The sequence below is a fragment of the Mycobacterium branderi genome (assembly GCF_010728725.1).
Taxonomy (GTDB): Bacteria; Actinomycetota; Actinomycetes; order Mycobacteriales; family Mycobacteriaceae; genus Mycobacterium; species Mycobacterium branderi.
This window is the reverse complement of sequence record NZ_AP022606.1, coordinates 4,003,438-4,027,165: the sequence shown is the minus strand read 5'-3', so window position 1 is coordinate 4,027,165 and position 23,728 is coordinate 4,003,438. Positions and strand designations below refer to the sequence as shown.

General features: G+C 66.6%; 25 protein-coding genes and 2 pseudogenes. 9 read left to right on the top strand and 18 right to left on the bottom strand.

Annotated features, from left to right (window positions below; genetic code table 11):
• The first annotated feature begins 187 nt into the window (after positions 1 to 187).
• Complete coding sequence (locus tag G6N47_RS19450; RefSeq protein ID WP_232080371.1) at positions 188 to 1,948, top strand: CocE/NonD family hydrolase; 1,761 nt, start codon at positions 188 to 190, stop codon at positions 1,946 to 1,948.
• A gap of 3 nt (positions 1,949 to 1,951) precedes the next feature.
• Here G6N47_RS19450 and G6N47_RS19445 read toward each other — a convergent pair whose 3' ends face one another.
• The 3 genes and pseudogenes from G6N47_RS19445 to G6N47_RS19435 all read right to left on the bottom strand — a co-directional run bounded on the left by G6N47_RS19445 (position 1,952) and on the right by G6N47_RS19435 (position 4,300).
• Complete coding sequence (locus G6N47_RS19445; RefSeq protein WP_083132073.1) at positions 1,952 to 3,268, bottom strand: cytochrome P450; 1,317 nt, start codon at positions 3,266 to 3,268, stop codon at positions 1,952 to 1,954.
• Positions 3,265 to 3,769, bottom strand: a pseudogene (locus G6N47_RS19440) (SRPBCC family protein). Before G6N47_RS19440 ends, G6N47_RS19445 begins: the two are co-directional and overlap by 4 nt.
• 103 nt (positions 3,770 to 3,872) lie before the next feature.
• A pseudogene (locus tag G6N47_RS19435) lies at positions 3,873 to 4,300 on the bottom strand (DUF6188 family protein).
• A gap of 230 nt (positions 4,301 to 4,530) precedes the next feature.
• Between G6N47_RS19435 and G6N47_RS19430 the strand changes: the two are divergent.
• Positions 4,531 to 5,001, top strand: coding sequence for a hypothetical protein (locus tag G6N47_RS19430; RefSeq protein ID WP_083132071.1), 471 nt, complete (start codon positions 4,531 to 4,533; stop codon positions 4,999 to 5,001).
• A gap of 31 nt (positions 5,002 to 5,032) precedes the next feature.
• Positions 5,033 to 5,602, top strand: a complete 570-nt coding sequence (locus G6N47_RS19425; RefSeq protein WP_179966399.1) for a hypothetical protein — start codon at positions 5,033 to 5,035, stop codon at positions 5,600 to 5,602.
• Here G6N47_RS19425 and G6N47_RS19420 read toward each other — a convergent pair.
• Complete coding sequence (locus G6N47_RS19420; protein WP_083132070.1) at positions 5,596 to 5,823, bottom strand: DUF1918 domain-containing protein; 228 nt, start codon at positions 5,821 to 5,823, stop codon at positions 5,596 to 5,598. The two genes, G6N47_RS19425 and G6N47_RS19420, sit on opposite strands and share 7 nt — an antisense overlap.
• Before the next feature lie 150 nt (positions 5,824 to 5,973).
• Entirely contained in the window at positions 5,974 to 6,960 is a 987-nt protein-coding gene (locus G6N47_RS19415) for an esterase family protein (protein WP_083132069.1), read from the bottom strand.
• A gap of 340 nt (positions 6,961 to 7,300) precedes the next feature.
• Here G6N47_RS19415 and G6N47_RS19410 point away from each other — a divergent pair, with 340 nt between their 5' ends.
• Positions 7,301 to 8,506, top strand: coding sequence for a DUF7159 family protein (locus tag G6N47_RS19410; protein WP_139799517.1), 1,206 nt, complete (start codon positions 7,301 to 7,303; stop codon positions 8,504 to 8,506).
• Between the two features lie 7 nt (positions 8,507 to 8,513).
• Here G6N47_RS19410 and G6N47_RS19405 read toward each other — a convergent pair whose 3' ends face one another.
• The 6 genes from G6N47_RS19405 to G6N47_RS19380 all read right to left on the bottom strand — a co-directional run bounded on the left by G6N47_RS19405 (position 8,514) and on the right by G6N47_RS19380 (position 14,859).
• Positions 8,514 to 10,148 (bottom strand): fatty acyl-AMP ligase, encoded by a 1,635-nt coding sequence (locus G6N47_RS19405; protein ID WP_083132068.1) that lies wholly within the window; start codon positions 10,146 to 10,148, stop codon positions 8,514 to 8,516.
• Between the two features lie 223 nt (positions 10,149 to 10,371).
• The gene (locus G6N47_RS19400; RefSeq protein ID WP_083132067.1) at positions 10,372 to 11,070 is read right to left on the bottom strand and encodes a DUF4389 domain-containing protein; all 699 of its coding nucleotides are present in this window, start codon (positions 11,068 to 11,070) and stop codon (positions 10,372 to 10,374) included.
• A 75-nt stretch (positions 11,071 to 11,145) separates the two neighbouring features.
• Positions 11,146 to 12,018, bottom strand: coding sequence for an LLM class F420-dependent oxidoreductase (locus G6N47_RS19395; protein ID WP_083132066.1), 873 nt, complete (start codon positions 12,016 to 12,018; stop codon positions 11,146 to 11,148).
• A 7-nt stretch (positions 12,019 to 12,025) separates the two neighbouring features.
• The gene (locus G6N47_RS19390) at positions 12,026 to 12,583 is read right to left on the bottom strand and encodes a YceI family protein (RefSeq protein ID WP_083132065.1); all 558 of its coding nucleotides are present in this window, start codon (positions 12,581 to 12,583) and stop codon (positions 12,026 to 12,028) included.
• Positions 12,580 to 13,590 carry an alcohol dehydrogenase gene (locus G6N47_RS19385; RefSeq protein ID WP_083132064.1) on the bottom strand — a complete coding sequence of 337 codons (1,011 nt, stop codon included), beginning with the start codon at positions 13,588 to 13,590 and terminating at the stop codon, positions 12,580 to 12,582. Before G6N47_RS19385 ends, G6N47_RS19390 begins: the two co-directional genes overlap by 4 nt.
• Positions 13,591 to 13,599: 9 nt before the next feature.
• Entirely contained in the window at positions 13,600 to 14,859 is a 1,260-nt protein-coding gene (locus G6N47_RS19380; protein ID WP_083132063.1) for a cytochrome P450, read from the bottom strand.
• A gap of 150 nt (positions 14,860 to 15,009) precedes the next feature.
• Here G6N47_RS19380 and G6N47_RS19375 point away from each other — a divergent pair, with 150 nt between their 5' ends.
• Positions 15,010 to 15,459, top strand: coding sequence for a hypothetical protein (locus G6N47_RS19375; protein WP_083132164.1), 450 nt, complete (start codon positions 15,010 to 15,012; stop codon positions 15,457 to 15,459).
• Between the two features lie 32 nt (positions 15,460 to 15,491).
• Positions 15,492 to 15,713 carry an Rv1893 family protein gene (locus G6N47_RS19370; protein WP_083132062.1) on the top strand — a complete coding sequence of 74 codons (222 nt, stop codon included), beginning with the start codon at positions 15,492 to 15,494 and terminating at the stop codon, positions 15,711 to 15,713.
• A gap of 43 nt (positions 15,714 to 15,756) precedes the next feature.
• Here G6N47_RS19370 and G6N47_RS19365 read toward each other — a convergent pair whose 3' ends face one another.
• Entirely contained in the window at positions 15,757 to 16,887 is a 1,131-nt protein-coding gene (locus G6N47_RS19365) for a nitronate monooxygenase (RefSeq protein ID WP_083132061.1), read from the bottom strand.
• Positions 16,888 to 17,008: 121 nt separating this feature from the next.
• Between G6N47_RS19365 and G6N47_RS19360 the strand changes: the two genes are divergently transcribed.
• Positions 17,009 to 18,082 carry an NAD(P)H-dependent amine dehydrogenase family protein gene (locus G6N47_RS19360; protein WP_083132060.1) on the top strand — a complete coding sequence of 358 codons (1,074 nt, stop codon included), beginning with the start codon at positions 17,009 to 17,011 and terminating at the stop codon, positions 18,080 to 18,082.
• Positions 18,083 to 18,093: 11 nt separating this feature from the next.
• A complete protein-coding gene (locus tag G6N47_RS19355; RefSeq protein WP_083132059.1) occupies positions 18,094 to 18,831 on the top strand; it encodes a glucose 1-dehydrogenase in 738 nt (245 codons plus the stop codon).
• A 21-nt stretch (positions 18,832 to 18,852) separates the two neighbouring features.
• On the opposite strand, the gene G6N47_RS19350 is transcribed toward G6N47_RS19355, so the two are convergent.
• From G6N47_RS19350 to dtd, 5 genes are all read right to left on the bottom strand, one after another.
• Complete coding sequence (locus G6N47_RS19350) at positions 18,853 to 19,632, bottom strand: HAD family hydrolase (RefSeq protein WP_083132163.1); 780 nt, start codon at positions 19,630 to 19,632, stop codon at positions 18,853 to 18,855.
• A 5-nt stretch (positions 19,633 to 19,637) separates the two neighbouring features.
• Complete coding sequence (locus G6N47_RS19345) at positions 19,638 to 20,531, bottom strand: class I SAM-dependent methyltransferase (protein WP_083132058.1); 894 nt, start codon at positions 20,529 to 20,531, stop codon at positions 19,638 to 19,640.
• Entirely contained in the window at positions 20,528 to 21,367 is an 840-nt protein-coding gene (locus G6N47_RS19340; RefSeq protein WP_083132057.1) for a hypothetical protein, read from the bottom strand. Before G6N47_RS19340 ends, G6N47_RS19345 begins: the two co-directional genes overlap by 4 nt.
• A gap of 67 nt (positions 21,368 to 21,434) precedes the next feature.
• Positions 21,435 to 22,382: a sensor histidine kinase gene (locus tag G6N47_RS19335; RefSeq protein WP_083132056.1), complete on the bottom strand. Its 948-nt coding sequence runs from the start codon at positions 22,380 to 22,382 to the stop codon at positions 21,435 to 21,437.
• A gap of 81 nt (positions 22,383 to 22,463) precedes the next feature.
• Positions 22,464 to 22,895 (bottom strand): D-aminoacyl-tRNA deacylase, encoded by a 432-nt coding sequence (gene dtd, locus G6N47_RS19330; RefSeq protein WP_083132055.1) that lies wholly within the window; start codon positions 22,893 to 22,895, stop codon positions 22,464 to 22,466.
• A 37-nt stretch (positions 22,896 to 22,932) separates the two neighbouring features.
• Here dtd and G6N47_RS19325 point away from each other — a divergent pair, with 37 nt between their 5' ends.
• Complete coding sequence (locus G6N47_RS19325; RefSeq protein ID WP_083132054.1) at positions 22,933 to 23,232, top strand: MTH1187 family thiamine-binding protein; 300 nt, start codon at positions 22,933 to 22,935, stop codon at positions 23,230 to 23,232.
• Here the strand turns inward: G6N47_RS19325 and G6N47_RS19320 are convergent.
• The gene (locus G6N47_RS19320) at positions 23,220 to 23,717 is read right to left on the bottom strand and encodes a macro domain-containing protein (protein WP_083132053.1); all 498 of its coding nucleotides are present in this window, start codon (positions 23,715 to 23,717) and stop codon (positions 23,220 to 23,222) included. The genes G6N47_RS19325 and G6N47_RS19320 overlap by 13 nt on opposite strands.
• Positions 23,718 to 23,728: the final 11 nt, after the last annotated feature.

The following is a 23,728-nucleotide window of genomic DNA, read 5'->3' as shown; positions in this document are numbered from 1 at the left end:
CAAGACGAGGGGTCTGCGGTTGGCGCGGCGGGCTGGGTTGGCGCTGGCGGCTCTCGGCGCGACAGCGGTGGCCGGCCGGGCCGCTACGGCGGTGCGCGCCCGCAAGGAGAGTCCGTCGCCGTTCTCGCCGTGGACGCCGGGGCCTGTGCGTTACGGGCATGGTGTGCGGCACAACGTCGAAATCCCGATGAGCGACGGCGTCGTACTGCGCGCCGACATCCATTACCCGACCGACCCGGATACCGGGCAGCCCGCCACCGGGCCGTTTCCCGTGCTGGTGTCGGTGACGCCGTACGGGAAGAAGGCCCCGCCACCGGCCGCGCAGATCGGCGGCGGCGCAACACCGTATCTGATCAAGCGCGGCTACATCGAGGCGATGGTCGACGTCCGCGGCACCGGCGCCTCCGGCGGCTCCTTCCAGATGTTCGGCGACCGGCAGACCCGGGACGGCGTCGAACTGGTCGACTGGGCGTCGACGCTGCCCAACTCCAACGGCCGGGTCGGCATGTTCGGCATCTCCTATCTGGCGATCAACCAGCTGTTCACCGCCGCCGTCGGGCCGGATTCGCCGCTGAAGGCGGTCTTCCCGGTGATGGCCGCGAACGACTTCTACCGCGATGCGGCGGCGATGGGCGGGGTGCCGCACTTGCGCACTATCCGGGCGTACGGGGCAGTCTACACGCTGCTGAACGTGCTCAACCCGACGCTGGAGGTGCTCACCCCCGGTGGGCATCCGCGGCCGCGGGCCGGAGGCGTTGCCGCGGTGCGACAGCGCGGACGCGACCAGCGCCGATACTTCGGGCCGCTGGTCGCGGACGCCATGAAGGGCGGCGAGGTGGCATACGACGGGCCCTTCTGGGACGCGATGCGCCCGGGTTCGGTCATCGGGAATATCGCCGGCAACGGTGTGGCGGTGTTTCTGGTCGGCGGGTGGCACGACGCCTTCCAGCGCGGAGCGCCGCTCAACTATGCGGCGCTGCAGAATGCATTCGCCGGCCGGCCGGAGCACTTGCCGATGGAACCGGGCCAGCCGGTGTCCGAAAAATTCCGGCTACTGATGGGGCCCTGGTACCACGTCTCGAATTTCGGTGGCCTGCACCTGAATTCACTGCAACTGCGCTGGTTCGACCACTGGCTGAAAGACGACCCCGACGCGGCGATGACCGGGTCCCCGTTGACCTTCCAAGCCATCGGCAGCTCGCAGTGGTGTCACTCCCGCGACTATCCGATTGCCGAGGCAACACCCACCCGCTTCTATCTGTCCCCGGAAAGCCGTCTGACCCGCGAACCCAATAACGACGAATGCGCCGTGACACTGAACTACAAGGCGCGGGGCCCGCTGGCGGGCCGCAGCCTAGAGCAGTGGACCCTGGGCCTGAACAGCTTCTTCGCGGCCCAGCGCGGCGGGCGGATCCGCTACGACCTGGACAGCCGGCGGCTGCAGCGCGGAGCGCTGACCTACACCACCGAGCCGTTCGACTCGCCCACGCTGGTGGCCGGGCCGATCTCGCTGACCCTTCACGCGACGGCCGATACGACGGAGACGCTGTGGGTTGCCTACCTCGATGACGTCGCCCCCGACGGGGCCAGCCGGCCGCTGACGCAAGGTGCGCTGCTCGGCTCGCACCGCGCGCTGGACCCTGATCGCACCTGGTATCTGGACGACGGCACCGTGCTGCGCCCGCATCACGTCAGCACCCGCGACGCCGTCGAACCCGTGGTTCCCGGTGAGGTGACCCGCTACGACGTCGAGATCTTTCCGACCGCCGCGTTGATCGCTCCCGGCCACCGGCTGTGTCTTACCTTGACCACCTACGACTTCCCGAACCTGGTGCCCACCAAGCCGTCGCGGCGGGCCTTGGCGGGTGGGCGCTACCAAGTCCATCAGGGTGGGGCCACCCCGTCGCTCATCGTGATCCCGTTGGCCGACCCGGACAGCCTCGCGTAGCGGCTACCGAGCGGCCATCGACCTAGCCGGGCCCAGCGCCACCGGCAGCGACGACCAACCTCGCAAGACCCGGGTATCGCGTCGACTGCCCACGCCCGCCGGCCGCACCTCGGGGAAGCGCTCGAAGAAGGTTCGCAACCCGACCTCGCCTTCGGCTCGGGCCAGCGCCGCCCCGAGACAGAAGTGGCGCCCGCCGGAGAACGCGAGATGCTTGTTCGCATTGGCCCGTTCGATGTCGAAGCGGTTCGGCTCGTCGAATACCGCCGGGTCGCGGTTGGCGGCTCCGAGATAGATCACCACCAGCGCGCCGCGCATGACCGGCGTTCCGGCCACTTCGGTGTCCCTGAGAGCCACCCGCGCGGTGAGCTGAACCGGCGACTCCAGCCGCAGGATTTCCTCAACCGCGTTGGGCCACAGTTGCGGACGCTGGTGCAGCGCCTGCAGATGCTCGGGCGCATCCAGCAGCAAGCGGATTCCGTTGCCCAGCAGGTTCACTGTGGTTTCGAAGCCGGCCGCCAGCACCAGTCCGGCCGTGGCTTGAAGTTCGCGTTCGTCCAAATAGGTTTCGGCAGAACCACTTTCGGTGGTCCGGATCAGTTGGCTCATCAGATCGTCGCCGGGTGCTCGCCGCAGCTGGCGCAGATGCCCGGCCAGCCAGCGGTTGAAACCCGCGATGCCTTGCTGCACCTGTCGGTACTGCTGCCAGGAGAGCCCGAAATCCAAACTGGGCGCGGCCAACTCACCGAATTCCAGGATGTGGCCCCTGTCGTGATCTGGGACCCCGAGGATGTCGCTGATGATCGCGACCGGCAGCTGCGAGCAATACCGCTCGACAATGTCGACGACACTCGCCTCGCTGGCAAGCTGATCCAGCAGCGTCAGCGCGGTCTCTTCGACGCGATCCCGCAATGCGGCCACGGCCCTGGGGGTGAACACCGATGACACGGTCTTGCGGTAGCGCGTGTGCTCCGGCGGCTCGACGGCCAGCAACGACGGCGGGCGCAGTGGATGCAGTAGGTCGTCGCGGGTGCGGCGCTCCAGCCAGCGCAGCGGCGCCGGCAAGTTGGATCCGATCGAGAGCACCCGGAAGTCGTCCGATCGCAGAAGCTCATGTGCCACAGCGTGATCCGCGGTGAGATGCCCGATGCGGGTTCGCACCAACGGGCCGCGGCGGCGGATCTCCTCGTAGAAGGGCACGGGATTCGCGTTCACGGCGGGATCGGCGATCAGCCGGGACTGCAGATCACCTCGCCGGGCGGCCACGGAAGCAGCTCCGCGGATGAACCCGTGCAGCGCAAACCAGTGCACCCTGTCTTTCACTCGTTCTCGGCCACTTCCTTGATGCGTTGCAGCGTCTTCGTCATGTCCCGGATGTTGCGGCGTTGACGCAGCCAGCCGCCGAACACCCAGTAGTACAGGCTGGTCAGCGGCGACGAAGCGAGCCGGAACGACTCGGTCACGTCGGTGCCGTCCCCGCTGGGCGACAACCGGTAGTGCCACGTGTTCACCGGCCTGTCGCCGACGAGCACTTCGAAGCCGAATTCGCGTCCGGGATCGCAGGCGGTGACCCGGCACGTGGTCCAGTACACCGGCCCGATCTCGTTGCGGCGGACGTGGCCGCGGAATCGCGCGCCGAGCGCCGGACCGGTGGCGCCGTCCAGCCACTCCGCTTGGAACGTCTCCGGCGAGAACCGCCCGGTATTGCGCACATCCGCAATCAGATTCCAGATCTTGTCCGCTGGTGCTGCCATGTGAACCGTCACCGACCCTTGCATGGGGCTGATCCAAGCATGTCTTGCGCCGAACTGCGACCCATTGCACGGCGATAAAGCGTCACCATAAATAAAAGCCAAACGAATCCGAGGTTTAGGCCGCGAATGTCCACCGGCAGGCTGCCGCGGGCTGCCGACGTAAATCCACCGCGCTACTCGTCGCCGAAATTTTCAGGCACGTCGTGACGCACTACCCGCACTTTCCCCCGGCCAGGCAAGCGGCATACCCGTGGTACTTGCCATAGAGCTCCCAGGCGGTCACGTTCTCGTCGGGCGGCACGTCGATCTGGTGGCCGTCGGAAAACTCCAGGTGCAAATCGCCTGCGTCGTCCCACAGCACCTCGGTGCACTGCGACCCGGCGAAATCGAACAGCGGGCGCTCCTGCTCAGCCGGGTCGTTCGGGTCGATGGAAACAACCTCGCTGGGCGCGGTAGGGGTGGCCGGCAGAGTCAGCCGAAGCGGCGTCGAGATGACGAGTTCGTTGTAGTCCTCGAGATTCAGCACGAGACCGTCGCGGAACATGATCCGCTGCACCGTACAGCCCTGAATCCAGTGCTCGATCAATTTCTGGTCCGTCATATATTCACTGTGGCCGCTATAAGGCACCTGCACAAGAGCGGAAATCCGGACGCGGAACTTGCAAACAGACTTCGCTGGGTTCGGCGCAATAGCCGGCCGGCCGGATAGCGCCTCAGCGGCGCCGACCCTTGTATCGACGCTCGAGACGCGCTAGCGTTTCGACGTCCTCCACCGCGATCAACATGGAGTGATCACCATCGACACGGAGATTCAGTGAGGCCCCAGACATCATGAATCGATTCAAGGCCGACGGCGCGCTGGATGACGGTGAGGCACCCGTCATTGTCAGCTTGGTCGAGGCGGCAATGCAGATGTTCACCGCATCGATCGACGCCCTGCCGGATTCCAGCGATCCGGAGTTCGCCGGCCGCGCCGGGGTGATTCTGTCCGGTCTGCGCAAGTTGCAGGCGGCGCTGACGGAGGCGGCGTCGCGAGGCCGGTCGACGCCGTCGGTCATAGTGGCGCTCAGCGGGGTTCGCACCCAATACGACGAGCTGATGGAGCGGGTCGCGGAAGGGCCCGGCGCGACGTTGGGCCAGCAGCTGTACGTCACGCGCCGGCGGGCCAAACTGTCCGCGCAGGAGACTGCCAACGGCGCCGGGCTGACGGCGGAACTTCTCGACGCACTCGAAGCCGACGAGACGCCGACCGACGACGAGGCGGCCAAGATCAAGGAGCTCATCGCGGCGCTCGGCGGCTAACCGGGGTCGGCTACACGAGTTAGCCTGGTGCGTGGCCGCAGTCCAACCCGCATGGCTTCGCTCGCCGGCTGCTCGAGCCCTGCTTGCCGCTGCGTTGTCGCTGTCGCTGGTGTTGGGCGGAGCATTCGTCGCGGTAGGTCGGCTTCATTCGTCGCCGGCCGATCTCGATCGGCCCGCCCAGCCGGTCTCCGACGAGCAAAGCGAGAACGAAGTCGTCGAGCAGGCAAGGCATCTCGTCGACATCGCGCACTTGGAGAAACCAACCGCGGGCTACCTGTTGATGTCCTGCAAGGACCGCGACAACCCGCCGTATCAGGGTGCGGTCTACCTGAACTTCACCGTGCCCGCCGAAGCGCGCGCCGACACCTACTTCCAAAACATCGGCGCGGCGATGGTTGCGCACGGCTGGACTGAGGGACAGGCACCCAACCAGCACCTGTTCGGTAAAACCCTGAACAAGGACGGCGTCACCGCGATTGTCTACCGCGACGACGACTATCCCAACCTCGGAGTCGCGCGCCTATACGGTCAGTGCCGCAACATGAACGACCATCGCCGCGACACGACGGCCTGGGTCGACGTCACCGGCCGGGTTCAGTGAACCCGGTGCGTCGCCCGGGCATCGGCGGCATCCATCTCCTGTGACGAGACGACGAGAGCGTCGGGGCCGGGGAACACCGTCGCCACGTGGTCGCTGGCCCACTGCACCACGTAAGGCGGTGAGCCGTCGGGGGAGCGCACCTCGGTGATCAAGCCACGATGGTCCGGCTGTGCAACTGTTGTTCCCTTGATGACCAGCCAATCGCCAACCTTGGCCTTCATCGCACAGAACCTTCCTTCTTTTGGTCGAGCTGATTCCGTCGCGTATTCCGATTGTGCGCGCCTTGAACGCGTTCGGAAAGGGGAGCGGCCCAACAGAAAAACTGCGCTTGACGGCGATCCGCCAAGCGCAGTTTTTGCTCGAAGCGAGGTTTAGCCGCCGCCTCCGCCGGCGCCCAGGCTGCTCTGCAGATCGGGCTTCATCGCCTGCAGCTGGGCACCCCAGTACTCCCAGCTGTGGGTGCCGTAAGGCGGGAAGTTGAACACGGCGTTGTGGCCGCCCGCGCCCTCGTAGAGCTCCTGGAATTTCTTGTTCTGGCCGATCATGAAATTGCCCTCGAGGAACGTGGCGGGCAGGTTGGCGCCGCCCAGTTCGTTGGGCGTGCCGTTACCGCAATACACCCAGAGCCGGGTGTTGTTGGCGACGAGTTGGCCGACGTTGACCGTGGGGTCGTTGCGCTGCCACGCCGGGTCGCCGTCGGGCCCCCACATGTCTTCCTTCTTGTAGCCACCGGCATCACCCATCGCCAGGCCTATCCAGCCCTGCCCGGCCGACGGGTTGAGGTAACCGGACAGCGATCCGGCGTAGATGAACTGACCCGGGTGGTAGATCGCCAGATTCATCGCCGACGCACCCGCCATGGAGATTCCGACCGCGGCGCTACCCGTCGACTTGACGTTCTGGTTGGCGGCCAGGTATCCGGGCAGCTCATTGGTCAGGAAGGTCTCCCACTTGTAGGTCTGGCAGCCGGACTTGCCGCAGGCCGGGTTGTACCAGTCCGTGTAGAAGCTCGACTGTCCACCGACGGGCATCACGATCGACAGGCCCGATTGGTAGTACCACTCGAAGGCAGGCGTGTTGATGTCCCAACCGTTGTAGTCGTCTTGAGCACGAAGTCCGTCGAGCAGATAGACAGCCGGCGAGTTGGCGCCACCGCTCTGGAACTGGACCTTGATGTTGCGGCCCATGGCAGCGGAGGGGACCTGCAGGTAGTCGACCGGCAGACCGGGCCGGGAGAAGGCTCCGGCGGTGGCGGCTCCACCCACAAGGCCAACCAGGCCTGGCAGTGCGGCGGCCGCAACAGCAGCGATCGTCAGCCGCCGCGCCCAGCCCCGTACCTTCTTGCTCACGTCTGTCATACCGTGCCCCTTGTCGTATGCCGTCGCGCATCCTGGGCAGAACTTACCGTGTGGTAGTCCATCTGTCGATCACAGCGCAAACATGTCGCGGTTCGGCACAACAGCTACCACCTGCTCAGCGCCTGTGCGAAGCGACGCGCGCCGGCTGCCGTGGCTACCTGCGCCGTCCGCGAACCGCCCCGCATCGGCTGACACCCGTTGAGCAGATGTCGCGACGCCCGCGTAGGCTCACCCGGGGTACGCCGACGACGACCACATTGCCCCGGTCCCGTTCGGGCGCTGCGAACCGCCGCAATTCAGACGGCAATGTCGCAGGTAGGGGCACGATTGAGGTGCGAATTTGGATACGGTACTAGGGCTGTCGCTGACGCCCACGGCCGGCGGCTGGGTGCTGGTCGAAGGCCGCCACGCCGACGGCGCCATCGTGGATCACGGCGACTTCGCAGTGCGTACCGGCGGCGGGATTCGCGCGGCCAACACCTCCGAGCAGGCGACGGCGGCAGTCTTAGAGGCCCAGGCCGCGGCGGCGCGGCACGATCAGCGACTCCATGTGGTCGGCGTCACATGGACCGACGATGCCGCGGCCGAGGCCGCGCTGCTCTTGGAGTCGTTGACCGAGGCGGGGTTCGACAACGTCGTGCCGATTCGGTTGGTTGAGGCCGCCGAGACGCTGGCACGCGGCGTCGCACCCGTCGTCGGCTACGACACGGCCGCGGTGTGCCTCCTGCAGGGCGAGTCGACAACCGTGGTGATGGTCGACGGGTCGGAGGACGAGGCTAAAACCGCCGTCAAACAGCTGGACGGCGGCGCCGACCGGCTCACCGCGTGGCTGACCGCGATGTTCGACCGCAGCACCTGGCAACCGGGTGGCGTGGTGGTCGTCGGCCCCGATCACGACCTCGACGCGCTCTCGTGGCAGCTGGAGAAGGCGTTGCCGGTGCCGGTGTTCACCCAAAGCGGCACACCGCTGGCCCTGGCCCGCGGCGCGGCCCTGGCCTCGGCGCAGAACACCGACTTCACCGATGCCCCGCTGGTCGAGTCGATCGATGCGGTCACTCCAGCGCCGGCGCCTGCGCGGCCGCGGGGTTATGCCGGCGCGTTGACCATGCTGGTGGCCGGTGCGGTGACGCTGGTCGCGTCCGTGTCGCTGGCGATCGGCCCGCGACTGCTTCCAGACAAGCCCGCCGGACCCGTGAAGCAGGCGGTCCACAAGACCGCACCGGCACCGGTGGCCAAGGCGCCCACTCCGCCACCGGCAAAGGTACCGACGTCGGCTCCGCACGCGGCGCCGCAACCGGAGCCGACGCAGGAGCCGACCGTCGCCGCCGCCCCCGCCGAGCCACAAACTGTGGTGTCGGCAGAGCAGCCGGTCAACGTGCCGGCCGCCGAACCGGTCCCGGCCCCACCGCCGCCTGCCGCGCCCCCGCCGGAGCCCGACCCGCACCCGCTATTGACAAAGCTGCTCAACCGCCTGCACGGAGTACCTGACGATGCTGCTCCGGCACCTGCCCCGCCGCCGCCCAACCCCGGGGCGCCGGCGCCCTAGCGGCCGGTCAGCCGACGAGCGAGAGCGCGTAGGAGCGACGCAGCTTGCCCGACGGTGTTTTGGGAATCGTTCCCGGAGCCACTACCGCGACCTTCCGTGGCCGCACGTCGACCTCGGCCACCACCTCGTGGGCCACCTGGTGTTCGATGCGGCGCACCTCTGCGGGCGTGTCGAAGGCGTTCGACTCGACAGCGACGGCAAACGTCTCCCTTGAGAGCCCCGCGTGCAGCCGCACCGCGGCCGCGCAGCCGGACCGAACCCCGTCGACGCGTTCAGCTGCCCGCTCGATGTCGGTCGGGTAGATGTTGCGGCCCGCCATGATGATGACGTCTTTGACCCGGCCACACACCACGATGTGACCGTTTTCGGTCAGATAGCCCAGATCGCCAGTGTCATACCAGCCCTGATCGTCTTGTGCGGCCACAAAGCCAGCCGCCGTGGTGTAGCCGGATGTGACCGGCTCGCCGCGGACCTGGATCAGTCCGACACCGCGCGCAGGCAACACGTTGGCGTCGTCGTCGACGATGCGGGCCTCCAGGCCCGCCAGCAACGGGCCCAGACAGGCCAGCCGGCGCGTCTTGCCCTTGGTTGCCGGAACGGCGTGGCGCAGAACCGCAAGCAGGTCGGCGTCGACCTCGTCGACCGTCAGACCGGCGCCACACTCCGAAAACGACACCGCCACCGTCGTCTCAGCCATGCCGTAGGCGGGCACGATGGCCTCGGGCCGCAGTCCGAACGGTGCGCCGGCCGCACACAAATCGTCCACGTCGTCCGGTTCGACGTGTTCCGCGCCTGACAGCGCCCACCGCAGGCTCGACAAGTCGAATTGGCCGGGCGTGCTTTGCGCGCGTAATCGCTTGGCCAGCAACGAATAAGCGAAGTTAGGGGCAGCCGTCATGGTGCCTTTGTACTTGTCGATCAGCCTGGCCCACAGCAGGACGTCGCGCAGGAAGTCCATCGGCGTGATCTTCACCAGCTCGGCACCGAAATACATTGGCACAGTGAGAAATCCGGTCATCCCCATGTCGTGGAAGAGCGGCAACCAGCTCACGATGACATCGTTGTCGAGGTCGTATTTCGCGCCGCTGAACATCGCCTCGGCATTGGACACCAGGTTGCGGTGAGTGATGCGGACCGCCTTCGGCGAGCCGGTCGAGCCAGACGTCAACTGCAACAGCGCCACGTCGTCATCACGGGTTTCCACGGGATCGACCGGGTCCGCGGCAAGCAGTCGGTCGACGGTGAGCACACGCATATCCAGCTCGGTCAGCAGGGGAGCGGCTGGCATGAATGGGTCGGAGATGATTACGGCCCGAGCCCCGATCACGCCGATCACCGCTGCCGTCTCGGCCGCCCAGGACTGTAGGTCGGTGCGCGGCGTTGGCTGATGCAGCATCGTGATGCTGGCCCCGCGCATCCACAGCCCCTGGGCGATTGGCGCGATTTCGACGGGCGCACCTGCCAATACCGCCACGGCGTCGCCGTGCCCGACGCCGGCGGCCGCCAAACCGCCTGCTGCCCGGCGCGCCCGCTCGTGTACCTGCGCCCACGTATGCCTAACCGGGGAGGCCGGCTCGCCCGTCGTCATCCCATTGCGACTGGACAAAGCATTGGCGAACATTCTGTCGGTAAATGCGCTCACGACAGCCTCCCCCGTGCACGTCGCTCGGCATGCAGTCGTGGCTGTGAACAAAAGACATGTCCCACCTGCGACGCTCCGTCACAACGGCCTGCTATCGCAGGTGGCAACCCTCTGGCGGGCCCCGACGAACCTACGATCGCCACACTGTAGCTCAGCAAAGTGCAGCGATTCCGGATCACACGCGAGACGCCCAAAACCTGTTTTCAAACTGTCACTAAGCAGCTCAAGGGGTTTCGGTCACTGCCGGACGCTCGGCTTCGCGCGCGCCCATGTCGAGGCGGAACGGCGGATACTCGTCGCGCATCAGCGCGCTGTACGCCCGCACCCGAATCGCCCACCGGTTGATCCCGATCACGAAGTCGTACAAGCCTTTCGGGTAGCGGCGGGTGAACAGCAGACCCAACAGGGAGATCACCAGCAGGATCGCGATCAGCGGCGGCAGGTCGTAGCCGACGACCTCGTTCGGGTCGACCATGAGAAACCGCCAGCCGCCGGTGAAGAAGGCCAGCAGTATCAGGTAGTGCGGAATGGCCAGTAGCCACCATTTGACGAGCACCAGGCCGCGACTCAGCCGCTCCGGATAGTCGACCTCCAAATCGGCCGGATACTCGGCGTTGGGCTGCAGGCTGAACGGCGGGTATTTGTCGGTGCCCAGCGCAGTCAGCGCGTAAAACGTGACGCGCCAACGCCATCGCTTGACACCGACGCTGAAGTCGAACAACGCGCGGGGATATTTGCCGGTGAACAGAATCGCGAAGAAGGCGATCACGGTGACCACCAAGACCGCGATGTGCAAGAAGAACAAAACGATGTAGTGCGGGATGGCCAGGATCCATTTGATCAGCCATTGCCATCGCGACAGGGCTGGATCGAGGTCGCCTCGAACGCGGACGGGATAAGCGGTGGATTCGGGTTGCGTCATCGACAGCTCCTCACGTGGGCTCGGCTAGAGGATGAGCCGCCGTTGCCATTTTGGCAACCCTCGCCGCCAATTTCGTCAGCCGTCGAGCACTTGTGCGGCTTCTGCGGCCCGCGTCAATGCGGTCAGGTGGTCGTCGACCGACGCCAACCCCGCGCCCATGGTGTTGATCGAGGCGTGCGAGGCACCGGCGTCGGCCCAGCGGCGGAGTTCCTCGACGAGCCGATCGGGGTTGCCACGCCACGAGACACGGCCCTCCATGCCGATACCGGCCGGGTCTCGGCCCGCTTCGATTGCCGCGTCCCGCACCGCCTGACGTGCCCGCTCGAGGTCCGGGCCGGGACCCACCATGGGAAACCAGCCGTCGCCGAGACGGCCTGCGCGCCGGCAGGCTCGCCGCGATGACGCACCGAACCACACCGGGATCGGTCGCTGAATCGGCAGGGGCGCGAGTCCGGCCCCGGTGATCTGGTGATAGGTGCCGCGGTAGGTGACCGTCGGCTCGGTCCAGAGCCGGCGCATCACGTCGACCTGCTCGTCACAGCGCTTACCGCGGTTCGAAAAGTCTTCGCCGAGCGCCTCGTATTCCACTGTGTTCCAGCCTAATCCGACGCCGAGGCGCAGCCGGCCACCGCTGAGCAGGTCGACCTCGGCGGCCTGCTTCGCCACCAGAACGGCCTGGCGTTGCGGCAGGATCACGATGCCGGTCACCAACTCCAGCGAGGTGGTGACTGCCGCGAGATAGCCGAACGTCACCAGCGGCTCGTGAAACGTGCTGTACAGGTCATAGGGTCCGGCCCAACCGGTGTGGATCGCCGGATCGGCGCCGACGACGTGGTCATAGGCGAGCAGGTGGGTGAAGCCGAGTCCCTCGACCTGCTGGGCGTAGGCGCGCACCGCGCCGGCGTCGGCGCCGATTTCGGTTTGCGGGAACACTACTCCGATCCGCATAAGCCTCCTAATGTTTCGCGTGCTGCGCGGTGAACGACACAGTCACCTCGTCGGCGACCTTCAACGAGCCCATCAACAACGAGTACGGCTTGACACCGAAATCCGATTGGCGGACGGTGGCTTGCGCAGACATCCGCCAAGAGTTACCGAGATCCGTTGTGCCAAGGTCGATTACCTGCATGCGCGTCTTGCCCCGGATCTGCAGCGGCCCGGTTAGGCGGTAGCCGTCGGCGCTCTTGGCGATATCCTCGGCGACAAAGGTGATCTCGGGAAACCGGCCGGCGTCCAGCAAGCGCAGCGCGTTCGACCGCACCAGCGACTTCTCCGCCCCGGACAACGGCGTGACGCCCCCTTCGCCGCGCACCACGTCGAGCGAAGCCACATCGACGGCCAGTTCGGCCGCGACCGGTTCATCGCCGGCCCATGTCACCGTGGCATGCCATTGCCGCATCGCAATCGTGAGGCGATGGCCCATCCTCGCCGCGCGGCCGGTGACCCCGGTGTGAACACTTAAGTCGCCGTCGGATGCGTTCAGGGTCCAGACGGCTCCGCTGCGCTGAGTCACACGGTCAGGACGGTCCGGTAGTGCGCGCGTCCCTGCTCCAGGGCCGCGTAGCCGTCGGCAGCTTGCGCCAGCGGCAGTTCCTCAATCCATGCCCGCACACCGGACAGCACGGCGAATTGCATTGTGTCCTCAACCCCTTTGGCGGTCCCGGACGGATGGCCGACGATCGACAGGCCGGGGTTGATCAACTGCAGCGGGCTGATCGGCAGCGGCTCGGGCGTGACGCCGAGCGTGACCAATTCGCCTTGAGGCTGCAGGCCGCCGACGGTCGCCGCCATGGCCTGCGCATTGCCGGCGGTGGCCAACACGACCGCGACACCGCCCAGAGCTTTGAGTGCTTGCGACACGTCGCCGGTGGCGTCGATGTAGTGGTGAGCGCCCAGCTCGCGGGCATCGTCCGCCTTGGCGGTGCCACGATTGATCGCGACGGTCTCGAAACCCATTGCCCGGGAGAACTGCACACCGAGATGGCCAAGCCCGCCGACGCCGAGAATCGCCACCCGGTCACCGGGCAGCGCCTTGGTGTGACGCAGCGCGTTGTAGGTCGTGACACCGGCACACCCCATCGGTGCGGCTTCCGCGTCGGACAGCTCGGGGGGAATTCGAGCCAGTGCGGTGGCAGGTACCGTCACCGATTCGGCGTAGCCGCCGGGATAGTGCCAGCTCGGCACCTTACCGTTGAGACAGTGGATGAAACGGCCTTTGCGGCACTGGTCGCAGTGGTTGCAGTTTCCGCCGAACCATCCGACGGCGACGCGATCGCCCACCGCGAAGTCCTCGACGCCCGGCCCGATCTCGGCGATTTTGCCGGCGATTTCATGCCCCGGAGTCAGTGGCCAGGACAGGCCGGGAAATGCGCCGGCGACAAAGTGAGCGTCGGTGCCGCAGATACCGCAGGCGCCGACATCGATGCGCACTTCGCCGCGCCCAGGCGACGTTGTCTCGACGTCGGCGATCTCTAGCGGCGCGCCCGCGGACTTCACCTGGACTGCTTTGTGTGAGGGCATGGGCGCAGCCTAATGCGCGACAGGGTATTTCGCGCCTGCGGTGTGGTAGTCGACCTGCCAGTGCTTGATCCCGTTGAGCCAGCCCGACCGCAGCCGCTCGGGTTTACCAAGAGGCGTCAGGTCGGGCATCTGGTCGGCGATCGCGTTGAAAATGAGGTCGATCGTCATCCGCGCCAGGTTAGCCCCCATGCAGTAATGCGCGCCGGTGCCGCCAAATCCCACGTGCGGGTTGGGATCCCGCAGAATGTTGAAGGTGAACGGGTCGTCGAACACCTCTTCGTCGAAGTTGGCGGAGCGGTAGAACATCACCACCCGCTGGCCTTCCTTGATCTGCACACCGGAGAGCTCGTAGTCGCGCAATGCGGTGCGCTGGAACGACGTCACAGGAGTCGCCCAGCGCACGATCTCGTCGGCGGCCGTGGCGGGCCGCTCCTTCTTGAAGAGCTCCCACTGATCGGGGAAGTCGGTGAACGCCATCATTCCCTGGGTGATGGAGTTTCGGGTGGTCTCGTTGCCGGCGACGGCCAGCAGGATGACGAAGAAGCCGAACTCGTCCTCGGAGAGCTTGTGCCCGTCGACGTCGGCCTGGATCAACGTGGTGACCAGATCCTGGCCCGGGTTCTTGGCCTTCTCGGCGGCCATCTGCATGCCGTACATGATCAGCTCGACCGACGCGGTGATGGCGTCGTTGCTGGCGAACTCGGGATCCTGGTCGCCCACCATCTGATTGGACCAGTGGAACAGCTTCTTGCGGTCTTCCTGCGGCACACCCATCAGTCCGGCGATGGCCTGCAGCGGCAACTCACATGAGACCTGTTCGACGAAGTCGCCGGCGCCCTCGGCGGCTGCTGCCTGCACGATGCGCCGGGCACGCTCGCCCAGCTCGTCGCGCAGCCGTTCGACGGCCCGCGGGGTGAAGGCCCGCGAGACGATCTTGCGCAGCCTGGTGTGCTGCGGCGCGTCCATGTTGAGCAGGACGAACTTGCCGCGCTCGATCTGCTCGCCGACGGTGCCGTCCTTGTACCGGGGCAACGCGGTCTTCTTCAGGCTGGAGAAGACGTCGCTGCGCAGCGAGATCTCCTTGACGTCCTTGTGCTTGGTAACCACCCAGAAGCCGCCGTCGTCGAATCCGCCCGCACCGATCGGCTGCTCGTTCCACCAGATCGGCGCGACCCGACGCATCTCGGCCAGCTCCTCGACCGGCAACCGCTCGGCGTAGATGTCGGGGTCGGTGAAATCGAATCCGGGGGGAAGATTCGGAGTCGGCATCGGCACTCCTCGAGTACGGCCTGCAAAGGACATCCCTTGGGTCAGTAAAGCACCGGGACCGCGGAATTGGAACGTGTTCTCACCCGATTGCCGGCAGCCGGCCCAACGAAACGAGCGTGTGCCGTCGTCGCCATGGCTATGCTGCGGATCATGATTCGCGAACTACTCATCGCCGGGGCAGTTGCTGGAGCCGCTGTCGGCTTTGCATCGGGCGCCGCCGCCGACAACGGGCACTACGACGGCGACGTTCCGGGGATGAACTACGACGCGTCGCTGGGGGCGCCGTGCGACAACTACGAGCGGTTCATCTTCGGACGCGGTCCCGGTGGACAGGCCGAGGCCTGTCACTTCATCACCCACCAGTTTCCGGCCGCGCAGTCGGGCTACTGGGTGATTACCGACCCGCTGCACGGAGTCCAGCAGGTCGGCGCACCGTGTCCTAATCCGCGCGGAGCATCAGCCCAGTCTCCCGACGGATATCCGATGCTGTGCACCGAACACGGGTGGCAGATCGGGCAATTGACCGCCGGCGGGTTCCCGCTCCAAAGCGGAGGGTTCCCCTCAGACACAGGTATCACCAGCGATAACCCGAACCCCTAATACGTATCCAGATCACAGAAGCGGAGAATTTGATGGCTTTCAACCCGAATGAGGCGCTCGGCGCCGTCAGGGACATCGCGGCCAACGCGGTCGAAAAAGCCTCCGATATCGTCGAGAACGCCGGTGACATCATCCGCGGCGATGTCGCCGGCGGCACCGGCGACATCGTGCACAACTCGATCGAGATCTTCACCTACGCCTTCGACAGAGCCAAAGAGGTCTTCACCGGCGTCGGCGCCGACGACGTCGAGTAGCCAGAAGCATTGCGGCGGTCGGCTTTCCAGCGACCGCCGCTGACTAGGCGCTGGCGGCGGCGTTGAGCTCGTCGAGCCGGTTCGTCGCCTCCAGGTACTCCTGGACCCAGCGCTCGATGACGGTGGACGTCTTCTCCACCTTGGTGAACTGCCCGACGACCTGGCCGACCGGGTTGAACGCGACGTCGACGGTCTCGTTCGGGTACTTGTTCGTGGCGCGCACGGCCATGCCCGAGACCATGTACTGCAGCGGCATGCCGAGCGGCTTGGGGTTCTCGGGTTTCTCCCAGGCCTCGGTCCAGTCGTTGCGCAGCATCCGGGCCGGCTTGCCGGTGAACGAGCGACTACGCACGGTGTCGCGGCTAGAGGCCTTCGCATATGCGGCTTGCTGGACCGGGGTGTTCGACGCTTCTTCGACCATCAGCCACTGCGAGCCCGTCCACGCTCCCTGGGCGCCGAGCGCCAGGGCCGCGGCGATCTGCTGGCCGCTGCCGATGCCGCCCGCGGCCAGCACCGGCACCGGCGCCACCTCCTTGACGACCTGCGGCCACAGCACGATCGAGCCGACCTCGCCGCAGTGCCCGCCGGCCTCGCCGCCCTGGGCGATGATGATGTCGACGCCCGCGTCGGCGTGCTTGCGGGCCTGCGACGGCGAGCCGCACAGCGCGGCCACTTTGCGGCCTTCGTCGTGGATGTGGGTGATCATCTCGGCGGGGGGAGTGCCGAGCGCGTTGGCGATCATCGCCACCTTCGGGTGCTTCAGCGCGACTTCGACCTGCGGGGTGGCGGTCGCCTCCGTCCAGCCCAGCAGCTGCAAAGTGTCCTCGTCGGCGTTCTCCACCGGGACACCGTGGTCGGCGAGGATCTTCTTGGCGAAGTCCAGGTGCTCCTGCGGCACCATCTTGCGCAGCGTCTCGGCCAGCTCCTCGGCGGACAGATGCGAGTCCATGCCCTCGTACTTGTTGGGGATCACGATGTCGACCCCGTACGGGTGGTCGCCGATGTTCTCGTCGATCCAGTTCAGCTCGATTTCCAGCTGCTCTGGGGTGAAACCGACCGCGCCAAGCACCCCGAACCCGCCGGCCTTGCTCACGGCGACGACGACGTCGCGGCAGTGCGTGAAGGCGAAGATCGGGAACTCGATGCCGAGTTCGTCGCAGATGGGAGTGTGCATGGTTGTTCCTTACTAGGGGCGGTCGAAGAATTGGAACGTGTTCTAGTTTAGTACATCGCACGGTACTGTGTCGCGTGGCGGCCCAGCCGTACGAGACCCCATAGTTCGCAAGGAGGCGGGCATGACGATCCGCGTCGCGCACATCGGCACCGGCAACGTGGGCCGTCTGGCGCTGAGCCAACTCATCACCGACCCGCGTTTCGAGCTGACCGGGGTGTGCGTCTCGACAGAGGCCAAGGTCGGCAAGGATGCCGGGGAGCTGGCCGGGCTCGACGTCACCACCGGTGTGACGGCGACCGACGACCTGGACGCGCTGCTGGCCACCCAGCCCGACTGCGCGGTGTACTGCGCGATGGCCGACAACCGTCCCGCCGAGGCGATCGGCGACTGCCTGCGCATTCTCGCCGCGGGCGTCAACGTCGTCGGCTCCGCGCCGGGAGTGCTGCAGTATCCGTGGCAGCTGATGCCGGACAAATACATCGCCCGCGTGGAAGACGCTGCCCGCCTGGGCAATTCGAGCCTGTTCATCACCGGAGTCGATCCGGGGTTCGCCAACGACTTGATCCCGTTGGCGTTCGCCGGCACCTGTCAGCGTGTCGAGCAGGTGCGCTGCATGGAAATCGCCGACTACGCCACCTACGACGGCGCCACCGTGATGTTCGACGTGATGGGCTTCGGGAAGCCACTCGACGAACTCCCGATTCTGTTTCAGCCGGGCGTTCTGGGCATCGCGTGGGGCACGGCGATCCGCCAACTGGCGGCCGGGCTGGGCATCGAGGTGGACGACATCACTGAATCCTGCGAACGTGAGCCGGCGCCGGAGGCCTTCGACATCGCCGCCGGCCACGTCCCTAAGGGCAGCGTCGCCGCGATGCGATTCGAGATCCGCGGCATGCTCAAGGGCGAGCCTGTCATCATCATCGAGCACGTGACCCGGTTGCGCGGCGACCTGCGACCCGACTGGGCTCAGCCCGCGCAGCCCGGCGGCTCGTACCGCGTCGAGATCACCGGCGAGCCGTCCTATGCCGTCGACATCTGCCCGAGCAGCAGCAAGGGCGATCACAACCACGCCGCGATCGTGGCCGCGGCGGGGCGGATCGTGAACGCGATCCCCGCGGTGGTCGCGGCCGAGCCCGGTATCCGCACGACGCTGGATCTGCCGCTCGTCACCGGCACCTGTCCGACGCTGCGGTAGCCTGACCCGTCATGGGACGCGTGGACGGCAAGGTTGCACTGATCAGTGGCGGCGCCAGGGGGATGGGTGCTGCCCATGCCCGGCTGCTTGTCGACGAGGGCGCCAAGGTGGTGATCGGCGACATCCTCGACGACGAGGGCAAGGCGCTGGCAGACGAACTCGGCGACGCGGCGCGCTACGTGCATCTCGACGTCACTGAGCTCGAGCAGTGGGAAGCGGCCGCCGCGACCGCGGTCCAGGAGTTCGGCAAGCTCAACGTCCTGGTCAACAACGCCGGCATCGTCGCCCTCGGCCAGATCCACAAGTTCGATATGGCCAAGTGGCAGAAGGTCATTGACGTCAACCTCACCGGCACGTTTTTGGGCATGCGGGTGGCGGTGGAGCCGATGATCGCCGCCGGCGGCGGGTCGATCATCAACGTGTCGTCGATCGAGGGACTGCGCGGCGCGCAGATGGTGCACCCCTACGTGGCGTCGAAGTGGGCGGTGCGCGGGCTGACCAAATCGGCAGCGTTGGAGCTGGCGCCGAAAAACATTCGGGTGAACTCGATTCATCCGGGTTTCATCCGCACTCCGATGACCAAGCACTTTCCGGACAACATGCTCACGATTCCGCTCGGCCGCCCCGCGCAGTCGGAAGAGGTGTCGACGTTCGTGCTGTTCTTGGCCAGCGACGAATCGTCCTACTCCACCGGCAGCGAATACGTCATGGATGGTGGTCTGATCCTCGACGTCCCGCACAAGCTGTAACCCTCAGCGCCGAGTGGCCAATTATTGCACGCTATTTCGCGTAAAGCGTGCAATAACTGGCCACTCGCGGGTCAGGGCTGCTCGCCTGCCGCCGGCGTGCGCGACCCGCAGCACCGGCCAGCCCCGCTCGGCGGATACCGCCGCGAGCCGCGAGCGCGGGTTGACTGGGCGGGGGTGGCCGACCAACGACATCAGCGCCAGATCCTCGTCACCGTCGGCGTAGAAGTAACTGTCGTCCAGCTCGATACCGTTGGCAGCGCAAAAGTGCTGTGCGGCAGCGGCTTTCTTCGCGCCCCACACGATGGGCCGGGTGATGTCACCGGTCAGCAGGCCGCGGTCATCCAGCTCGAACTGGTTGCACAGAACGTGGGTGATTCCAAGGAAGCGTGCCACCGGGCGCGCGTGGATGGTCAGCGCCGACGAACTGAGCACCACGGTGTGCCCGCGCTGCTGATGGGCCGCGACGATGTCACGCATCCCGGGGAAGACCCGAGCCGCGATGCGCTCGACGAACAGGCGCTCTCCGAGTTCGTCGAGCTCCGCCAGGGACTCACCGCGCAGATAGCCCGCACCCCGCACCACCAGCCGCTCGAATTCCATGCGCCCGAACCGGTATCGCATCATCGCTTCTGCCACACCGAGGACTTCGCCGATCCTGGCCTGCCGGCGACGGATCCGGTGGCCGGCGTGGGCGGTGGCGGTGAAGCCGGCCACCAGCGTGCCGTCGAGGTCGAAGAATGCGCCCACCTGCGGGCCGGGCGGAGCGGCGGCGATCTCGGCAACAGCTTCCGATGCGTGCATGTGGCTCACCGCGTCGCCGTGACGTATTCGGAGTGCATGATGGCGTCGATCTGCGCGTCCACCTCTGGTGGAGTCCTGCCGTAGCCGGCTTGCAGTTGCAGCGTGTTGCGCACGGGATCCACGGTCCAGCCGTGCTCGGCGAGCCATTGTGCCGGTTTGGTTTTGGCCTCGTCGCCGTAAGTCAGCGAAGCGAAGTCGACGTCACCGGACATGTTCAGTCCGGGGTAGGTCGCTTCCAAAGCGGCGAGCCGGTCCTGGTCGAGACAAGATCCGAGCGCGCCGATCGCAATACGGCTGGCCGGCGCCGAGAGCTCGTCGATGCGGGTGAACAACGCGTCTTGGGCTTGGCCGGTCAAGTAGGGCAGCAGGCCCTCCAGCGACCAGGCGGTGGGCTGGTCCGGATCAAAGCCCGCGGCGCGCAGCGGTATCGACCAGTCTTCGCGCAGATCCGCAGCGACCTCGATTCGCTGCGCAGCGAGCTCGGCCGCCTGCCCGGCGAGCACTCGGGATTTGAACTCCAGCACTTTCGGCTGGTCGACCTCGAAAACCTTTGTGCCGCTGGGCCAGTCGAGCCGGTAGGCACGCGAGTCCAAGCCGGCCGCCACGATGACGGCCTGCCGTATGCCGGTGGCGGTAGCCGCGACGAAGAATTCGTCGAAGAACCGGGTCTGCACGCCGTAGAGCCGCGGAAACGCCGTCGCGGTCTGCGAAGTCGGCGGATTGGCCAGCACCCCGGTCAGGTACGGATCCGCCGACGCAGTGATGAAAAGCTTGGCGTAGTCGTCTCGCACCAGCGGGTCGGGGCTGGTGGCGTGCACGGCGCGCCATCCGGCCACCAGCAGCGCGGTGTAGCCCACGCTGCTGACAATGTCCCACTCGTCGTCGTCGGAGCGGGTCATCGGTGTGCCTCGAAAACATAGGACCCGACCGTGATGACGCGGTCGTCGGCGCCTTCGTCGTGCATGATCGTGCGCACCGCGACCTTGTCGTCCGCACCTGGAATCGGTTCCGCCTCGACGCGGAAGGGACCTACCTTTCCGCGCGCGACAAACATCACCTGCGATGAAAGGCCTTGCAGCCGGTCGGTTGCCGCAGCCTCGGTCGCCGCCGCCTCCAACACTGCGAACTGCGGACCGATGTGCAGCGCGGCATCCGGCGAGGCGACCTCGGCGGCCAATTCCGGCAGCGCCCAGTGCCCGTCGGCGCGGCGGTGTCCGCCGAACACCTGCCACAGTGGGGGCAACTCGGGGGAGTCGACGACCTCGATCGGCTCGACCGCCATTCGGTCCAGGCCCTCGGGCGGGGTGCCGATACTGATGCCCTGGCCCTGGGTCAGCGCGAGCACACGGGCGGGCTGGTCCGCGTCGACGATGCGGGAGCGGCTGTAGCCCATCTGGCGGCCACGTTTGACCACCTCGGTCCGCACTTCGATGCGTCGCACATCTCGGCCGGGGTCGAGGACTTGGCAGGAGTGGACGACCGGGTTGGGCACCGCCTCCAAATCGGACATGCCGCCGCCCTCCGGGGAAGCAATGCCGAGGACCGCCAGCAGGATGCCGCCGGTCGGATTGCGCATGTCATGGCGCAAGGTGACGGTGTCGTCGACCGGGCCCAGGTCCATCGATGCGTAGCTGCGGCCAATGTAGCGGTAACTCAGCAGTCCGCCCCACCGGCGGCGAAGCTCGGCGGCGTAGGCATCGCGTTCATCGGCAAGCTCACGAATATCGCGCAGCATCCGGGCAAGCCTACGATGCGGCGCCCGCCCGCACGCGCGCCCTAATCCACGACAGCGTGCCGACGCATCATGCCGTCTCTTCCAGGCGGATGTAGGCGTGGATGGTGGTCTCGCCCGGGCGGCTGTGTATGCGCACCAAATCGGCGACGGCGTTGACCACATACAGACCGGGGCCGCGACCGGTGTCAAGGTCGTAGGGCCGCCGCCCGGTGAGCGGATCGTCGAGATGCCCGCCGTCGCGTGCTTCGCAGACCAGGTGACCGTCCTGGTGCCACAGAGCCAACCGGCAGGGGCCGGCGGAATGCGTCAGGCTGGCGGTGGCCAGCTCGTTGGTGATCAGTTGCAGATCCGCGATCTTGCTGGGCGGCAACCCAAACCATCGCCCGTAGCCGGCAGCAAAATTGCGTGCGCGGCTGAGGTCGGCAAGTTTCCGCGCCGTGTACCTGACCGCTGCGTCGTGCGTCGGCAAAGGGCGGTCGTAGCGTGCCCACACCGCATCGGGGGCGTACGCGAGACTTCGTTGTTCCGGCGATCCGGGCTGCCAGAGCACCGGGTGCGTACATCGGGCGTCGGCGACGACATCGGGAGCAAGGCGGCTGACGTCGTAGGGGCAGACCACCGTCACGTCACGGCCGGTGAAGGCGTGATTGATCAGCGCCTCGTGCTGCACGCAGGCGGGATATTCGGCTTCAGATCGGGTCGGCCAAATCGGTTCGCCGATCATGCGAACCGGCTCACCGTGATGTTTCTCGACGAAGCTGCTGAGAACTTCGCCCAGGATTCGACCGGGATTGCGGCCTGCTTCGGTCATGTCGGTCATCACCACGTGAGCTGCCGAGTCGCCCAACCCGTCACGGAGCGCGGCCAGGTTCGGTCCGGGCACCGCGACCAGCACCGGACTGCCTGCGTCTACCGCGTCGGAGATGAACGGCAGCAGGAAATCGAGGTACTCCTGCTGCGTGCGATAGAAGAGAGCGGGGTGGGCGAGCCCGCCCCGCTCCAGCGCATTCGTCATCTCAGCCGCTCCATCGTCCCGGCGGATACCGATATACCCGCCCCGGCAGTGCCCCAATCACGCAGTCGGCGGACCCAGAAGTCACAGTTCGAGCAGGAGGGTCACCGGGCCGTCGTTGACCAGTTCGACTTGCATGTGTGCACCGAAAACGCCGGCTTCGACCTGCGCACCCAACTGCCGAAGGTCATTAACGAACGTCTCCACGAGTGGTTCTGCCACCGCGCCGGGGGCCGCGGCGTTCCACGACGGTCGCCGTCCCTTGACGGTGTCGGCGTACAGGGTGAACTGGCTGACCACCAGGATCGGCGCGTTGGTGTCGGCGGCGGATTTTTCGTCCTCGAGGATGCGCAGCTGCCAGAGCTTTTCGGCGAGCCGGCGTGCCTTGCCGGCGTCGTCGTCATGTGTGACACCGACGAACGCGAGAAGCCCCTGGCTTTCCGGGGCGATGGCGCCGACGATTTCGCCGTCGACCGACACCGATGCCGACGAAACCCGTTGCACCAGCACTCGCATGAACGCGATGGTGCCATGCCGCCATTAGGCTTGTGGGGTGTCGGTATTGGTCGCGTTCTCGGTCACCCCGTTGGGTGCCGGCGAGGCTGTCGGCGAGCTGGTCGCCGAGGCAGTGCGGGTGGTGCGCGCCTCCGGCTTGCCGAACAAGACCGACGCGATGTTCACCGTGATCGAGGGCGAGTCCTGGGACCAGGTGATGGCGGTCGTGCAGCGCGCCGTCGAAGCCGTGAAGGCCCGCACACCCCGGGTCAGTGTCGTGATCAAGGTCGACTGGCGCTCCGGCGTCACCGACGCGATGACCCACAAGACGGAATCGGTGGAGCGCTACCTGTCCTGAGCCGCGGTTTGGAAAGCCCGCGCGGCGTCGTCGCCGTGGACCGCGAACACCACCCGCTGCAGTGAACTGGGTTTGTGCTGCCGAACGGCGTCAACCATCAGCCGGGCCGCTTCGTCGAGCGGGAAGCCGCCGACCCCGGTCCCGAATGCGACCAGAGCCAGCGATCGGCAACCGAGTTCGTCGGCCTTATTCAACGTGGACCGGGTTGCTTTGCCGATGATCTGCGCCGACGTCGGTCCACCGAGTTCCATTGTGGCCGCATGGATTACAAAGCGTGCCGGCATGTCGCCGGCGGTGGTCTCGACGGCTTCGCCCAGGCCGATCGGCGCCTTCTCGTTGGATTCCCGCTGCACGGCCGGCCCGCCGGCGCGGGAGATGGCCTTCGCGACGCCGCCACCGTGCTTGAGTTCGGTATTGGCCGCGTTGGCGATCGCGTCGACCTCGAGCTTGGTCACGTCGGCCTGAAGCACTTCGATTTCGATCATGACTTTAGTGT

Coding starts and splice junctions, on each gene's coding strand:
- G6N47_RS19450 (WP_232080371.1), top strand. CDS start 188: ATGAGCGACGGCGTCGTACTGCGCGCCGACATCCATTACCCGACCGAC.
- G6N47_RS19430 (WP_083132071.1), top strand. CDS start 4,531: ATGAATCGATTCAAGGCCGACGGCGCGCTGGATGACGGTGAGGCACCC.
- G6N47_RS19420 (WP_083132070.1), bottom strand. CDS start 5,823: ATGAAGGCCAAGGTTGGCGATTGGCTGGTCATCAAGGGAACAACAGTT.
- G6N47_RS19415 (WP_083132069.1), bottom strand. CDS start 6,960: ATGACAGACGTGAGCAAGAAGGTACGGGGCTGGGCGCGGCGGCTGACG.
- G6N47_RS19400 (WP_083132067.1), bottom strand. CDS start 11,070: ATGACGCAACCCGAATCCACCGCTTATCCCGTCCGCGTTCGAGGCGAC.
- G6N47_RS19395 (WP_083132066.1), bottom strand. CDS start 12,018: ATGCGGATCGGAGTAGTGTTCCCGCAAACCGAAATCGGCGCCGACGCC.
- G6N47_RS19385 (WP_083132064.1), bottom strand. CDS start 13,590: ATGCCCTCACACAAAGCAGTCCAGGTGAAGTCCGCGGGCGCGCCGCTA.
- G6N47_RS19380 (WP_083132063.1), bottom strand. CDS start 14,859: ATGCCGACTCCGAATCTTCCCCCCGGATTCGATTTCACCGACCCCGAC.
- G6N47_RS19375 (WP_083132164.1), top strand. CDS start 15,010: ATGATTCGCGAACTACTCATCGCCGGGGCAGTTGCTGGAGCCGCTGTC.
- G6N47_RS19370 (WP_083132062.1), top strand. CDS start 15,492: ATGGCTTTCAACCCGAATGAGGCGCTCGGCGCCGTCAGGGACATCGCG.
- G6N47_RS19365 (WP_083132061.1), bottom strand. CDS start 16,887: ATGCACACTCCCATCTGCGACGAACTCGGCATCGAGTTCCCGATCTTC.
- G6N47_RS19360 (WP_083132060.1), top strand. CDS start 17,009: ATGACGATCCGCGTCGCGCACATCGGCACCGGCAACGTGGGCCGTCTG.
- G6N47_RS19355 (WP_083132059.1), top strand. CDS start 18,094: ATGGGACGCGTGGACGGCAAGGTTGCACTGATCAGTGGCGGCGCCAGG.
- G6N47_RS19350 (WP_083132163.1), bottom strand. CDS start 19,632: ATGCACGCATCGGAAGCTGTTGCCGAGATCGCCGCCGCTCCGCCCGGC.
- G6N47_RS19345 (WP_083132058.1), bottom strand. CDS start 20,531: ATGACCCGCTCCGACGACGACGAGTGGGACATTGTCAGCAGCGTGGGC.
- G6N47_RS19340 (WP_083132057.1), bottom strand. CDS start 21,367: ATGCTGCGCGATATTCGTGAGCTTGCCGATGAACGCGATGCCTACGCC.
- G6N47_RS19335 (WP_083132056.1), bottom strand. CDS start 22,382: ATGACGAATGCGCTGGAGCGGGGCGGGCTCGCCCACCCCGCTCTCTTC.
- dtd (WP_083132055.1), bottom strand. CDS start 22,895: ATGCGAGTGCTGGTGCAACGGGTTTCGTCGGCATCGGTGTCGGTCGAC.
- G6N47_RS19320 (WP_083132053.1), bottom strand. CDS start 23,717: ATGATCGAAATCGAAGTGCTTCAGGCCGACGTGACCAAGCTCGAGGTC.